This is a genomic window from Paraburkholderia sp. MPAMCS5 (genome assembly GCF_036016995.1).
Taxonomy (GTDB): domain Bacteria; phylum Pseudomonadota; class Gammaproteobacteria; order Burkholderiales; family Burkholderiaceae; genus Paraburkholderia.
This window is the reverse complement of sequence record NZ_JAYXBK010000010.1, coordinates 83,345-97,439: the sequence shown is the minus strand read 5'-3', so window position 1 is coordinate 97,439 and position 14,095 is coordinate 83,345. Positions and strand designations below refer to the sequence as shown.

General features: G+C 61.7%; 14 protein-coding genes and 2 pseudogenes. 12 read left to right on the top strand and 4 right to left on the bottom strand.

Features of this window, described 5'->3' with window-relative positions; all coding sequences use genetic code 11:
- Positions 1 to 436 precede the first annotated feature (436 nt).
- Together VOM14_RS21735 and VOM14_RS21730 are read left to right on the top strand one after the other, a co-directional pair.
- Positions 437 to 1,219: an ABC transporter substrate-binding protein gene (locus tag VOM14_RS21735; protein WP_327630805.1), complete on the top strand. Its 783-nt coding sequence runs from the start codon at positions 437 to 439 to the stop codon at positions 1,217 to 1,219.
- Between the two features lie 210 nt (positions 1,220 to 1,429).
- Positions 1,430 to 2,545, top strand: coding sequence for a succinylglutamate desuccinylase/aspartoacylase family protein (locus tag VOM14_RS21730; RefSeq protein ID WP_327630804.1), 1,116 nt, complete (start codon positions 1,430 to 1,432; stop codon positions 2,543 to 2,545).
- Between the two features lie 38 nt (positions 2,546 to 2,583).
- Here VOM14_RS21730 and VOM14_RS21725 read toward each other — a convergent pair.
- Positions 2,584 to 2,772: pseudogene (locus VOM14_RS21725) on the bottom strand (hypothetical protein); the annotation flags it as partial.
- A gap of 366 nt (positions 2,773 to 3,138) precedes the next feature.
- Between VOM14_RS21725 and VOM14_RS21720 the strand changes: the two are divergent.
- Positions 3,139 to 4,302, top strand: a complete 1,164-nt coding sequence (locus VOM14_RS21720) for a porin (RefSeq protein ID WP_327630803.1) — start codon at positions 3,139 to 3,141, stop codon at positions 4,300 to 4,302.
- 112 nt (positions 4,303 to 4,414) lie between these two features.
- On the opposite strand, the gene VOM14_RS21715 is transcribed toward VOM14_RS21720, so the two are convergent.
- Entirely contained in the window at positions 4,415 to 5,203 is a 789-nt protein-coding gene (locus VOM14_RS21715; protein WP_327630802.1) for a COG4705 family protein, read from the bottom strand.
- A gap of 187 nt (positions 5,204 to 5,390) precedes the next feature.
- On the opposite strand from VOM14_RS21715, the gene VOM14_RS21710 reads away from it, so the two are divergent.
- The 4 genes from VOM14_RS21710 (at position 5,391) to VOM14_RS21695 (ending at position 9,035) form a co-directional block, all read left to right on the top strand.
- Positions 5,391 to 5,696, top strand: a complete 306-nt coding sequence (locus VOM14_RS21710) for a DUF4148 domain-containing protein (protein ID WP_327630801.1) — start codon at positions 5,391 to 5,393, stop codon at positions 5,694 to 5,696.
- Positions 5,697 to 5,792: 96 nt separating this feature from the next.
- Positions 5,793 to 6,455 carry a response regulator gene (locus VOM14_RS21705; RefSeq protein ID WP_327630800.1) on the top strand — a complete coding sequence of 221 codons (663 nt, stop codon included), beginning with the start codon at positions 5,793 to 5,795 and terminating at the stop codon, positions 6,453 to 6,455.
- Positions 6,452 to 7,789 carry an ATP-binding protein gene (locus VOM14_RS21700; protein WP_327630799.1) on the top strand — a complete coding sequence of 446 codons (1,338 nt, stop codon included), beginning with the start codon at positions 6,452 to 6,454 and terminating at the stop codon, positions 7,787 to 7,789. Before VOM14_RS21705 ends, VOM14_RS21700 begins: the two co-directional genes overlap by 4 nt.
- Positions 7,790 to 7,952: 163 nt before the next feature.
- Positions 7,953 to 9,035 (top strand): methyltransferase, encoded by a 1,083-nt coding sequence (locus tag VOM14_RS21695; RefSeq protein ID WP_327630798.1) that lies wholly within the window; start codon positions 7,953 to 7,955, stop codon positions 9,033 to 9,035.
- Between the two features lie 39 nt (positions 9,036 to 9,074).
- Here the strand turns inward: VOM14_RS21695 and VOM14_RS21690 are convergent, their stop codons facing one another.
- Entirely contained in the window at positions 9,075 to 9,689 is a 615-nt protein-coding gene (locus tag VOM14_RS21690) for a pyridoxamine 5'-phosphate oxidase family protein (protein ID WP_327630797.1), read from the bottom strand.
- Between the two features lie 215 nt (positions 9,690 to 9,904).
- Here VOM14_RS21690 and VOM14_RS21685 point away from each other — a divergent pair, with 215 nt between their 5' ends.
- A complete protein-coding gene (locus tag VOM14_RS21685) occupies positions 9,905 to 10,231 on the top strand; it encodes a DUF4148 domain-containing protein (RefSeq protein ID WP_327630796.1) in 327 nt (108 codons plus the stop codon).
- A 52-nt stretch (positions 10,232 to 10,283) separates the two neighbouring features.
- On the opposite strand, the pseudogene VOM14_RS21680 reads toward VOM14_RS21685, so the two are convergent.
- Positions 10,284 to 10,480, bottom strand: a pseudogene (locus VOM14_RS21680) (helix-turn-helix domain-containing protein); the annotation flags it as partial.
- Positions 10,481 to 10,586: 106 nt separating this feature from the next.
- On the opposite strand from VOM14_RS21680, the gene VOM14_RS21675 reads away from it, so the two are divergent.
- The 4 genes from VOM14_RS21675 (at position 10,587) to VOM14_RS21660 (ending at position 14,083) form a co-directional block, all read left to right on the top strand.
- Positions 10,587 to 11,681, top strand: a complete 1,095-nt coding sequence (locus VOM14_RS21675; RefSeq protein ID WP_327630795.1) for a tartrate dehydrogenase — start codon at positions 10,587 to 10,589, stop codon at positions 11,679 to 11,681.
- 112 nt (positions 11,682 to 11,793) lie between these two features.
- The gene (locus VOM14_RS21670) at positions 11,794 to 13,104 is read left to right on the top strand and encodes an MFS transporter (protein WP_327630794.1); all 1,311 of its coding nucleotides are present in this window, start codon (positions 11,794 to 11,796) and stop codon (positions 13,102 to 13,104) included.
- A gap of 90 nt (positions 13,105 to 13,194) precedes the next feature.
- Positions 13,195 to 13,728, top strand: a complete 534-nt coding sequence (locus VOM14_RS21665) for a DUF4142 domain-containing protein (RefSeq protein WP_327630793.1) — start codon at positions 13,195 to 13,197, stop codon at positions 13,726 to 13,728.
- Positions 13,729 to 13,786: 58 nt separating this feature from the next.
- Positions 13,787 to 14,083, top strand: a complete 297-nt coding sequence (locus VOM14_RS21660; RefSeq protein WP_327630896.1) for a cupredoxin domain-containing protein — start codon at positions 13,787 to 13,789, stop codon at positions 14,081 to 14,083.
- Positions 14,084 to 14,095: the final 12 nt, after the last annotated feature.

The window sequence follows — 14,095 nt, the reverse complement described above, 5'->3', positions numbered from 1 at the left end:
TAATCCGGCCTCGGAGGAAGGCACGGATATTCATCACGGGATAACGGCTGACGTCTCACTTCCTTTAATAAATGCAAGAATTAAAAAGGCGATGTCTTTGATAAATATCAAGCAACGATTCGCATTACGGCGTTCGCATGACGGGCTCATTACTGTGGCATTACTGCATTGCGCAAGTAGGGAAACGTCAGTGCGAACATCAAGGCGGCGGCCCTGATCCGCCAGTGCGGTCGCGCGCTTTTCGCCAGTAGGGAACGCTCGCGCGCCATCCGGTATTCCACTAACTACCCAATATTTTTGAACTGATAAGCTTGGCGCGCGCTGCTGGCCGCCCCGGCCGGCGGCTTCAACCCAGGCCCGGTCGTGAGTCGCGCCGGGTTCCCGCGGCGGCACAACCGCATGCGGGAGTATTTGAACTACACCGAGGAGTAAAACAGTGAAAAAACTGCTAGCGGCTTTGACGGTTGCTCTGCTTGCCACCGTCTCGATTGGCGCACACGCTAAAGATTGGTCCACCATCCGTTTCGGCGTCGACGCCAGCTATCCCCCGTTCGAGTCCAAAGGCTCCGACGGCAAGCTCGTTGGCTTCGACGTCGACCTCGGCAATGAAATCTGCGCGCGCCTGAAAGCCAAATGCGTGTGGGTCGAAAACGATTTCGACGGCATGATCCCGGCCCTGAAGGCCAAGAAGTTCGACGGCGTGCTGTCGTCGATGTCCATGACGCCGCAACGCGCCGAACAGATCGCCTTCTCGTCGAAGCTGTTCAACACGCCGACGCGCCTCGTCGCGAAGAAGGGCTCGGGCATCCTGCCGACGGCCGACTCGCTGAAGGGCAAGACGGTCGGCGTCGAACAGGGCACGATCCAGGAAACGTACGCGAAGACCTACTGGGAACCGAAGGGCACGAAGGTCGTGCCGTATCAGAACCAGGACCAGGTTTATGCCGACTTGCTGTCGGGCCGTCTGGATGCGGCGCTGCAAGACGCCGTGCAAGCCGACATCGGCTTCCTGAAGACGCCGCGCGGCGCGGGCTTCGCGTTCGTCGGCAAGGACCTCGACGATCCGAAGATCCTCGGCAACGGCGCGGGCATCGGCATGCGTAAGGAAGACACGGATCTGAAGGCGAAGGTCGACAAGGCGATCGCCGACATCATCAAGGACGGCACGTACAAGAAGCTGGAGAAGAAGTACTTCGACTTCGACGTGTACGGCAGCTAATCCGCCGGCCAGCACCGCCATGCGCCTCTAGCGGCGCCCGGCGGTTCGCTCAACGGGCTCCGCCGCGCGCGGAGCCCGTTTCGTTTTGCGGCGCTGCACAGCACGCGCTGCGACCCGCTCGGCGCGGGATCGGCTAAGATCGTGCAAGCCTTCCTTGTAATCCAGGGGAAACGCGCAGCGCGCCGCGCACTTCCCGCGAATTCGACAACCATGCAAACCCAATCCCATCCGCTGATTGCGCCGACGCTCGGCACCGCCCGCAACCTGACGAGTTTTCATTACGGTCCCGGCGGCGGACAGAAGATCTATATCCAGTCGTCGCTGCATGCCGACGAATTGCCGGGCATGCTCGTCTCGTGGGAACTGCGTCGCAAGCTCGCGGCGCTGGAACAGGCCGGCAAGCTGCGCGGCGAAGTCGTGATCGTGCCGGTGGCCAATCCCATCGGGCTGAACCAGCACTTCCTCGGTCATCTGACGGGGCGCTTCGAAACCAACACCGCGCAGAACTTCAACCGCAATTTCCATGATCTGTCGGCGCTCGTGTCGCCGGTGATCGAAGCGCGCCTGACCGATAACATCGACGCCAATCGCACAGCCATCCGCGCCGCGATGCGCGAGGCGCTCGACGCGCAACAGCCAGCCACGGAACTCGAATCGCAACGTCTCGCGCTGCAAAAGCTCTCCTACGACGCCGACATCGTGCTCGATCTGCATTGCGACTGGGAAGCCGCGATGCATCTGTACACGAACCCGGACCTGTGGCCCGACGTGGAGCCGCTCGCGCGTTATCTGGACGCGAAGGCGTCGTTGCTCGCACTGAATTCGGTGGGCAATCCGTTCGATGAGATCCACAGCTTCTGCTGGTCGGATCTGCGCGGCCGTTTTGGCGAGCGCTTCCCGATTCCGAACGGCTCCATTTCCGTCACGATCGAATTGCGCGGCCAGCGCGAAGTGTCCTACGAGTATGCGGAGCGCGACGCGCAGGCCATCGTCGAATATCTGACCTCGCGCGGCGTGATCGACGGCACGGCCGCGCCGCTGCCGCCGCTCGAATTCGGGGCCACGCCGCTCGCCGGCGCGGAGCCGATCGTCGCGCCGATCAGCGGCGTGCTCGTGTATCGCTGCGAAGTGGGCACGTGGGTCGACGTCGGCCGCGAGATCGCGGACATCGTCGACCCGTTAACCGATCGCGTCGTCACGCTGAAGAGCAGCGTGGCCGGCGTGCTGTACGCGCGGCACCTGACGCGTTTCGCCACGGCAGGCATCGAGTTCGCACGCATTGCCGGCGCCAGGGCGTTTCGAAGCGGCTCCCTGCTGAGCAACTGAGGGAAACTGAGGGCAACTGAGACGCTGCTCAAGCCCGCTCATAGAGGCCCGCCACGCCAACGCGAAGCCTCTTGGAAAGCGGGAATGACGGCGCCTTGAAGCCGCGTGTCGATGTACTTGCACACTTCGTCCGGCTCATCCGCCGCGACCGTTTTTTTCACCCAAGGCTGCTCGCGAACCTGCTCGCGCACGGCGATCAGGTTCGCGTACGGGCCTTTCAGCTCTTCGTGCTCACTCCGTTTTCCCCGACGCCCGGCTTCAATTCGATAAGCGCTTTGATTGACAGGCACGCATCGCCGGACACAATCGCGGCGGCCTTAAATCAATCCTTTTCACACGCTTATCGCCGCGCCCCGGACAAAGCTCATACACGCAATGCATTCGCTAAAGCGCTCAAATCACGGGTAATCCACGTCTGATATCTCGCGGCCCTTAGCGAACAAATGCGAAAACTGTCGCGCAGACGCGACAGTTCTTGAAAAGAATCAACCTGTCACATAGCTTACTCAGCGTTCCCTTAAATTTCAGACCATCGCACGACCTTACCAAAGAGCACGGCGCTGCGATCGCTTAATTTTTAATCGGAGAATGTTTTGAACAAGAAACTATTGACCGCCGCTACTCTCGCTGTTTTCGCAAGCGCCGCTCACGCACAAAGCAGCGTCTCGCTGTACGGCGTTATCGACGCAGGTGTCAGCTACGTCAACAACTCGAAGACGGCCACCGCTCACGACAAACTGTTCAAGTATGACGACGGCGTGGCTCAAGGCAGCCGTTGGGGCCTGCGCGGCACCGAAGATCTGGGTGGCGGCCTGAAGGCGCTGTTCGTGCTGGAAAACGGCTTTAACAGCGGCAACGGCACGGCCGGCCAGGGCGGCGCGATGTTCGGCCGCCAGGCTTATGTGGGTCTGTCGCAGAACAATGTCGGCTCGCTGACGTTCGGCCGCCAGTACTCGTTCTCGACCGACTACCTCGGCGGCAACTACACGACCGGCGGCCAAACCGTCGCGGGTAACTACGCTTACCACATCAACGACGTCGACCAGCTCACGTCGAGCCGCATCAACAACGCCGTCAAATTCAGCAGCGCGAACTTCTCGGGCCTGACGTTCGGCGCGATGTACGGCTTCTCGAACCAGGCTGGCGCATTCGCAGGCGCACCGGCAACGGGCACGACCGCAGCGCCGGTCGCGGGTTCGTCGCGTGCTTATAGCTTCGGCGTGAACTACGCGAACGGTCCGTTCGGCATCGGCGCGGCTTACACGGATATCCGTTATCCGGGCCAGGCAACGCCGGCCTTCACGACGGCCATCTCGAACGTGACGCCGGGCACCATCCGCGATCTGCGCACGTTTGGCGTGGGCGGCCGTTACACGATCGCCGCAGCGACGCTGTGGGCGTTGTACACGAACACGCGTCTCGACCCGATCACGGGCGGCGCGACGACGTTCGCCGCGTATGAAGCGGGCGCGAAGTACGCGTTCACGCCGGCACTGACGGCAGGCGCGGGCTACACGTACATGCACCTGAGCAACGCCAATAGCGGCCACTGGAATCAGGTTGATCTGAGCGTCGACTATGCGCTGAGCAAGCGTACCGATGTCTACGCGCTCGGTATCTACCAGATCGCCGCCGGCCACAACGGCACACAGGATCTGCAAGCGCAGATCGGTTCGGCCACGAGCTACTTCAGCACGTCGGGCACGGGTGCGGACAACCAGCTGGCATTCCGCGTCGGTATCCGTCACAAGTTCTAAAGCGGATTCGCGCCGCGCGAGTACTGACGCGCTCGCCGGTGTGAAATGCAAAACGCCCCTGTTTTCAGGGGCGTTTTGCGTTGAGCGACGAAGTGTGTCGTCTCGCGCGCCGTCACATGGCAGGCTCGCGTCTCGCGGAACGCTGCGGCAACAGCGCGATACACGCGACGATAAACACGAGCAGAATCCCCGACGCATAAAAGCGGCTAACGTGCAGGCCGCCCTGCGCAATCGGCTTGTCCAGCAGATCGCCGAGCGTCGCGCCGAGTGGCCGCGTCAGAATAAACGCTGCCCAGAAAAGCGCCGTGCGCGACACGCGCGACCAGAAATACAGAACCGCCACGACAAGCAGCCCGGCACCGAAAATCATCGCGCCATATTCGTAGCCGACACCGAGTCCGCCGCGATCGTCGCCTGCGACCCAATCGCCGAGCGCCGTGCCGAGCGTTTGCGAAAACAGGATCGTGATCCAGTAAAACCATTCCGCTCTGGCAGTGACGATGCTCTGCACGGAGACCGTGCCTTCCGAGCGATACCAGACCGCGAGACTCGTCGCGAGCAATACGACGATGATGGCGACACCGCCTGGATAGCCAATGCCGAGCGATCTATCCGCGAAGTCGGCCATCGTGGTGCCGAGCGTCGTGGTCGCGATGATGGTCGCCCAATAGAGGAACGGATGAAAATCCCGCGCCTTGATCTGCGCTGAAACAAGCGCGATGAAAAACGCGAGAAAGATCGCTGAACCGATCAGGTAGCCGAGGTTCAGCGACATCGTCACCCAGTCGCCGCCTGTTTCGCCCAGCGTGGTGGCCGCGACCTTGATGATCCAGAAGCCCAACGTCACTTGCGGCACTTTGCTGACAGCCTTCTCAGCGAAGGTCTTCAAGCTCTCGTTCATTACTTTGCTCCTTCCTGGTAGATTCAACGGCACACAATGTAAATGCGCGAGGTTAACAATTGCTTAAACGCAATGCGTTGAGCGCGCGAAATGCAGCTAAGCCTCCGTTAATGTTCGAGACGTAATCTGAACCTGTGCATCGCGAGCTTCGCGATGTCATCGTCCAAACCGAAACGGAGAGATCAACATGAAACGTCTATTCCTCACCAGCATCATCGCCATCGCCGCCATCCTGCCCGCTGCAAGTTTTGCGCAGACGGCAAACGGTCCCCTCACCCGCGCGGACGTGAGGGCGCAAAGCGCTCAAGCGGCTCAGGACCATCGCATGAGCTCCAAGGTGCACTATCCGGATTGGCAGCAAAGCACGCGCCCGGGCGAATCCGTCGACACCGGCGGCTACGGCACGCAAAGCGGCAGCTCATCGGAATCGCGCGTGATGCCGGGCCACACGATGTCGTCGAGCGCAAGGGCGGAGCTTTTCGCGCACCATTGAGGTGTCCGCGGACGCATCGCATGCTTCGCCCCAATTTAAGGAAGCGTTAACCTCGAATGCGCGACAATGCCGGATAACGACAACGCGGGGGATACGATGCGTCTGCTTCTCGTAGAAGACGATGAAATGATTGCGGAGCCGGTGCTCGATTCGATGCGTCGCGAAGGCTATGCAATCGATTGGGCACAGGACGGCCGCGCCGCCGAGCTCTCACTCGACAACGGCGTGTACGACCTCGTGCTGCTCGATCTCGGCTTGCCTCGCAAAGACGGCATCGATCTGCTCAACGCATACCGCAGCCGGGGCGGCGAGGCGCCCGTCATCATCCTCACTGCGCGCGACGCGGTGAACGATCGCATTCGCGGACTCGACGCCGGCGCGGACGATTATCTGGTCAAGCCATTCGATCTGGACGAACTGGCCGCGAGAGCGCGCGCGTTGCTGCGGCGTCGCACAGGGCAGAAGCAGCCCGTCTATACGCATGGCGAACTCACCCTCGATCCCGCCGCTCACGAAGTGACGAAAGAAGGTGCGCCCATCGCGCTCGTGCCGCGCGAATTTGCCTTGCTACATGCGCTAATCGAGTCGCCGACGCGTGTCTTCACGAAGGCGGAACTCGAAGACAAGCTCTATGGCTGGGGCGAGGAAGTCGGCAGCAACACGATTGAAGTGCATGTGCACAGTTTGCGCCGCAAGATCGGCGCGGAGCAAATCGTAACCGTGCGCGGCGTCGGCTATCGCCTGAAGAGGTGTGAATGACGTCGATTCGCCGCTGGCTGCTCGGCTGGCTGATTTGCGGCCTCGCGGCAGCCTCGGCGGTGGCCGCGTTCGGCATCTTTCATACGGCGCGCGAAGAGGCAAGCGAACTCTTCGATTATGAATTGCGCACCGTTGCATTGTCGTTGCCGACGAATCTCGAGACCGCCGAGACCGTCGAGCGGAAAGCCCCCCCATTCGAGGGCATTTCCGACGACCTCATCCTGATCGAGATCTGGGACAAATCGGGCACGCTCGTCTATCACTCGCGGCAGGCGCCGATTCTCACGCGCATGCCCGAAGGTATCCGCACGATTGAAAGAAGCGAAGTTCATTGGCGCGTGCTCGGGCTGCAACAACCCGATCGTTTCGTTCAGGTCGCGCAGCCGGTCTCGGTGCGCGAGGTTCTCGCGCTGCGCCTCGCGCTGCATACGTTATGGCCGCTCGCCGTGCTGATGCCGGTGACAATCGCGCTGGTCCTCTTCGTCGTGGCGCGCGGGCTCGCGCCCATTGGCGGATTGTCGCGCCTTCTGGGCACACGTTCGCTCGAATCGCTTGAACCGCTTCATCTGGACGACAACGTGCCGGTCGAAATCAAACCGCTTGTCGACGCGCTGAACGATCTGTTGCAGCGCCTGAATGTGGCCTCGCGAGCGCAGCGTACGTTCATCGCCGATGCGGCTCATGAGCTTCGTTCGCCACTCGCGGCATTGAAGCTGCAATTGCAGGCGGCGGAAAGAAACGGCACGTTAAGGGGCGACGGGCAAACGCTCGAACGCATCGACACGCGCCTTAACCGGCTCATTCGCCTCGTGCAGCAACTCTTGACGCTCGCTCACGAAGACGCGGAGTCCGCGAGCGCGGGCACCGTGGTCAGCTTGCGAAAAATCGGCGAGCAGGCCGTTGGCGATTTCTCGCTGCTCGCCGACGACAAGCAGATCGACCTCGGCCTGGAATTCAGAGCACCTGTCACAGACGACGACCCGTGCAACGTGCTGTCGGACTCGCACGGCGTGAGCGTGCTGCTCAATAACCTCGTCGATAACGCAATCCGCTATACGCCTGACGGCGGCAAGGTGGATGTCGTGCTGATCCGCACGGGCGATCGCTTCGGCTTCGAAGTCATCGATACAGGCTCCGGCATTCCCGAAGAAGATCTCGAACGCGTGCTCGACCGCTTTTATCGAGGTCAGCACACCAAGGGCACAGGCAGCGGACTGGGGCTCGCCATTGCCGCGCGCATTGCGCAGCGCCAGCAGTTGATCCTGTCGTTGCGCAATAACGCCGATGGCCACGGTTTGATTGCTTCCGTCAGCGGGTTTGTTAAAGCGGGCTAGCGGATCGAACTGCTACGCAAAACTCTGTGCGGTTGCGTACATAGATGCGCAGAAATCCGTATTGACCATGCGTGCCGGGCGCCCTACCTTTTTCAAAACGCCTTCAGTGCTTTACGTTTTGTCTGCGTGACGTTGCATCTTATGTGAACTGAACGGAGGACTTATGGAACGTGAGCCAGGCATTTCTTCCGCTGCTTCCTCAGATCAATCTCCGCGTGGCGGCGAGCGCAGTGCGCAGCTGTCAGCGCCCTCGCCCGAGAGGCTGCTTCAAATGGGCATGGCCTTCTGGGCATCGAAGACGCTGCTTTCCGCCGTCGAACTAGGTGTGTTCACGCAACTCGCCGACGGTCCGCGCAGCGCCGCGGCGCTTTGCGAATCGCTCGAACTGCACCCTCGCGCGGCGCTCGATTTTCTCGATGCGCTCGTCGCGTTGACGGTGCTCGATCGCCGCGACGGCGCGTACAGCAACACGCCCGATGCCGACCTGTTCCTCGACAAGGCGAAACCGTCGTATGTGGGCGGCCTGCTCGAAATGGCGAACACGAGGCTCTACCCGTTCTGGGGCTCGCTCACCGAAGCGTTGCGCACCGGCTTGCCGCAAAACGAAGCGAAGACCGGCGGCAATCTCTTCGACGCGATTTATCGCGACGAGGCGTCGCTACGCGGCTTCCTGCGCGCGATGAGCGGCGTGAGTCTGGGCGCTGCGCGCGCCATCGCGCAGCGCTTTCCGTGGAGCCAGTACAAGACGTTCATCGACATTGGAGCCGCGCAAGGCGCGGTGCCGGTGCAGGTCGCGTTGGCGAATCCTCATTTGAGCGGCGGAGGCTTCGACCTGCCGCCCGTGGGCCCGGTATTCAACGAGTATGTGGCAGCGCATGGACTCGCGGAACGCCTGCGATTTTACCCCGGCGACTTTTTTAACGACCCGTGTCCTTCCGCGGAAGTGCTCATCATGGGTCATATTCTTCACGACTGGCCGCTGCCGCAAAAGCTCGAACTATTGTCAAAGTGCCATGCGGCCTTGCCGCCGGGCGGCGCGCTGATCGTGTATGACGCGATCATCGACGATGAACGCCGCAGCAACGCGTTCGGCCTGTTGATGAGCCTGAACATGCTGATCGAAACGCCGGGCGGGTTCGATTACACCGGCGCGCAGTGTCGTGAATGGATGAAGCAAACGGGCTTTGCGCAAGTGCGGATCGAGCATCTGGTCGGGCCCGATTCGATGGTAGTCGGCATCAAATAGCGACAGCGGGCCGTGTGAAGACCCGCTCGCCCTACCGCTTCAATAAAGCCCCGCCCTCGTCCTCTCGGGCATGTCCCTATCGTATTGCGCACCATCGAAATTACCTCCGCTCAGACGCCGATGCATATCACCCGCGCTTGGCAAACTCGCGCGGTCAACATGCATTGCCGGGTCCCAAAGACTCGAACGCACCAACGCCTTCGAGCAATGAAAATACGCTGTTTCGACATGCACGATGACCACGGTGCGCGGCAGTTTTCCGCGCACCTCGAATTGCCCCAGCACAGCGGGGTCGATGGAAATCTCGGCGCGCCCATTGACGCGCAAAGTTTCGCCGACGCCCGGAACAAGAAACAGCAGCGACACCCGCGGGTCCAGAACGATATTGCGCAAACTGTCGATGCGGTTGTTGCCTGGCCTGTCGGGCAGCGCCAACGTGTGCTCGTCCAGAACCTGCACGAATCCTGCGGCGTCTCCCTTTGGCGAGCAATCCGTTCCATCCTCGCCCACCGAAGACAACACCGCGAAAGGCGAAGCGCGCACAAATGCCTGGTAATCGCTATTCAGGCAATCGATTTCTTTCCACAGCGCGCGCTCGTGCGGCTCGCCGTAGATCTGCTCCAGCTGTTCGATGCTTTTCACCGTGTATGTCATGGCAGACGCTCGTGCATTGAAGCGGTCGATGGAAATAACAACACGCAGTATAGGCACTCAATTCAGATTCAGTCACGCGCGGCGCCTTCGATAATCTTCCGCGAATCCTGCGCGCGGGAATAACAAACCCATCGCGCCGGTTTACCGTGCAGAGCGCGTCAATTCGAACGCAAGCCGCTTTCGAACGATACGCTCGTCCATCGAGGAGCCGTGCCATGAAACCCACCAACGCCACCCGCGCGATCCCGCGCTCGTTCATCACGACCATTGCGAGCATGGCGCTCGTCATTGCAGCGCCGTGGGCGCACGCGCAAGCGTCGCCCGACTCCGGTCATCCACTCACGCGTGCTGAAGTCATGCATGAACTGGAAGAACTCGAAGCCGCCGGATACAACCCGTCACTCGGCGACGACGGCCAGTACCCCTCTGATATTCAGGAAGCCGAACGAAAAGTCGCCGCGATGCACGCAGCCGAAAAAAGCGCGCTCATGCAAACGCAGCCCGACATGCAGGCCATGCCGATGCCGATGCCGATGCAGTGAAAAAAAGCCGAAACCTCACTCACACACGCTACGGAAACCTCGCGGCCCAACCGCCTTCCGGTGTGAGCATCATTTCGGCGTGTCGTGCGGTTGATGAGCGCCACGCCCGCGCGACTCACCATCTGCGCGAGCCGCTCGCTCTGACCGCCGCGGCCGTCAGCCCGAGTTCCCACGCCGCCGCGCTCAGGCTGCCGCACGCCGCGAGCGCCGAAAAAAGCTGAGATCCGCGGGATGGACGGTATCGCGCATGGCTTGCACTTATGAATCGAAGTTAAAGATGCTTTGACTTTAGCCGCGGTTTTTGCGTCCAGATGTCGATAGAGTCACTCCATTCACTACATTTCGGAGACACAGCATGAAAACCTATCGCATCGCGACCATTCCCGGCGACGGCATCGGCAAGGAAGTCGTGCCGGCCGGCGCGCAAGTTCTCGACGCACTCGCGAAGACCACGAAGTCGTTCGCGTTCGAATTCGAAAACTTCGACTGGGGCGGCGACTACTATCGCCAGCATGGCGTGATGATGCCGGCGGACGGACTCGACGCGATCCGCGACAAGGACGCGATTCTGTTCGGCTCGGCCGGCGACCCGGACATCCCCGATCACATCACGCTGTGGGGCCTGCGTCTGAAGATCTGCCAGGGCTTCGACCAGTACGCGAACGTCCGCCCGACGCGCATCCTGCCCGGCATCGACGCGCCGCTCAAGCGCTGCAAGCCCGAAGACCTGAACTGGGTGATCGTGCGCGAAAACTCGGAAGGCGAATATTCCGGCGTGGGCGGCCGCGCGCACCAGGGTCATCCCATTGAAGCCGCGACGGACGTGTCGATCATGACCCGCGCCGGCGTCGAGCGCATCATGCGCTTCGCGTTCCGCCTCGCGCAGTCGCGTCCGCGCAAGCTGCTGACCGTCATCACGAAGAGCAACGCGCAACGTCACGCCATGGTGATGTGGGACGAAATCGCGCTGCAAATCTCGAAGGAATTCCCGGATGTGAAGTGGGACAAGGAACTGGTGGATGCGTCGACCGCGCGCATGATCAACCGTCCCGCAAGCCTCGACACGATCGTCGCCACCAATCTGCACGCCGACATTCTCAGCGATCTCGCCGCCGCGCTCGCCGGCAGCCTCGGCATTGCGCCGACCGGCAACATCGATCCGGAACGCCGCTTTCCGTCGATGTTCGAGCCGATTCACGGCTCCGCATTCGACATCATGGGCAAGGGTCTCGCGAATCCGGTCGGCACGTTCTGGTCGGTCGTCATGCTGCTCGAACATCTGGGCGAAGCCGATGCCGCGAAGCGCGTGATGCAGGCAGTGGAAGCCGTGACCGCGAACCCGTCGCTGCATACCGGCGACCTGGGCGGCACGGCGACGACCGCCCAGGTGACGGCCGCCGTCTGCGCCTTCATCGAGCAAGCCGCCGCGCCCGCTGCGAACGCGGCTTAAGCGCGAGCCGCGTGACGCGCGCCGGCAACAGCCGCATTCGACGGCTGCGGCGCGCGGCAGTCACGCTGCATGTCCCAAGAGAGCACTGCTCACGCCTCGAAAGGAGGAGACAATGATTTCCGATCTCGAAAGCCGGGTTTCCCGCAAGCTGATGCTGCGGATCATCCCGTTTGTCATGCTGCTGTATTTCGTCAGTTTTCTGGACCGCGTCAACGTGGGCTTCGCCGCGCTGACGATGAACAAAGCCATTGGCCTGTCGCCCACCGCGTTCGGCTTTGGCGGCGGCCTGTTCTTTGTCGGCTACTTTCTGTTCGAAGTGCCGTCGAACCTGATTCTTCACAAAGTCGGCGCGCGCCGCTGGATTGCCCGCGTGATGGTGTCGTGGGGCATCGTCTCGCTGGCGTCGGCGTTCGTCGTCGGCCCGAACAGCTTCTACGCGCTGCGCTTTCTGCTGGGCGTCGCCGAAGCCGGCTTCTTTCCCGGCATCATCCTGTATCTGAGCTTGTGGTTTCCGACGCGTCAGCGCGCGGTCGCCGCCGCCTGGTTCATGGCCGCCGCACCGATTTCCACCGCCATCGGCTCGCCGATTTCCGGCGCGATCATGAAGCTTCCGCCGATCGCGGGTCTCGCCGACTGGCAGTTGCTCTATGTCCTCGAAGCGCTGCCGGCGGTCATCCTCGGCTTTTTCGTGCTGAAGTTCCTGACGGACGCGCCGTCGAAAGCGAAATGGCTCCAGCCGGAAGAGCGCGACTGGCTGATCGCGAAGCTGAAGACCGAAGCGGACGCGCGGCAGTCGCACGCGGGCCATACGGCCGGCGCGCTGAGCGCCCTGCGCGATCCGCGCGTGCTCGCGCTGGCGCTGATCTACTTCGGGACGTCGGCGGGTCTTTACACGCTCGGCTTGTGGGCGCCGCTGATCATTCGCCAATATGGCTTCGACGCGTTCCAGACGGGTCTGCTGGCGGGAATTCCGAGCATCGTCGCCGTGGTCGCGATGATTCTGTGGGCCAAGCACTCGGATCGCACTGAGGAACGCACGTGGCACGTCGTCATTCCGTGCGCGCTGGCCTGTCTCGGCTTCGTGTTCGCGGGCAATGCGGTCACGGCTGTGATGATCGTGCTCGCTCTCGTGATCGTGAACGTGGGCATCAGCGCGGCCAAGGCGCCGCTGTGGGCCATGCCGAGCATGTTCCTGTCGGGCGCCGGCGCAGCGGCGGGCATCGCGATGATCAATTCGATCGGCAATCTCGGCGGCTTCGTCGGTCCGTTCGCGATCGGCTGGCTCAAGCATGTGACGGGCAGCTATTCGGCGGGCCTGTACGTGGTCGGCGCAACGCTGGCCGTCTCCGCGGTCGTCACGCTCATGCTGAGCCGTCAATCGAAGCGCGCGCCGGTCGCCGTCGGCGAGCGCCACGGGCACTGAACACAACACGCCAGAAACTGGGAACGGGATTCTTCTTCGCGACATCCAACGCCGTATGCAAGGCAATGTTGGTTAAAAAGGAGAATCCCCATGAAATTGATCCACCCGCGATGGCTCGGCGCACTGGCCTTTGTCAGTCTCACTAGCTGGGCACAAGGCGCCGGGCCCACCGATCCGCAGATCGCGGCCATCGTCGTCACTGCCAATCAGGTCGATATCGACGCCGGCAAGCTCGCCGGATCGCGCTCGAAGTCGAGCGACGTGAAAGCGTTCGCCAAACAGATGGTCACCGACCACACCGCCGTCAACAAGTCGGCCAGCGACCTCGTCCACAAACTGAACGTGACGCCCGAGGACAACGCGACGAGCCAAAGCCTCAAGCAAGGCGGCGATTCGAATCTCGCGGCGCTGAAGAAACTCAAAGGCGCCGCATTCGATCGCGCGTATATCGATCATGAAGTGACCTACCATCAAACTGTGATCGATGCGCTCGACAAGACGCTGATTCCGAGTGCGAAAAACGAAGAACTGAAGGCACTGCTCGTGAAGGTGCGCCCGGCTTTCGTCGCGCATCTCGAACATGCGAAGCATGTGCAGGCATCGCTTGAGAAAAGCAGTGGCTGAGCGGCAGTTTGCGCGTGACGCCCGCCTCGCACTGAAATGGGCCGCGCTGGCGGGCGCGATGCTGGCTTCGGTGGCGTCATGGGGAAATGCGGCGCTCGCGGCGCAGAAGTCCTATACGATCACGATCGAGAACATGCAATTCAGTCCGCCAAACCTGACGGTAAAGCGCGGGGATCGAGTGATATGGATCAACAAGGATCTCTTTCCTCATACCGTGACCGCCGACGCGCATGCTTTCGATTCGCGCAGCATTGCCGCGAACGCTTCATGGTCTTATGCGCCAGCCAGGGCCGGCAACTATCCTTATGGATGCACGTTCCACCCGACCATGCACGGCGCACTGACCGTTCAATGAGAGCCCGCACGC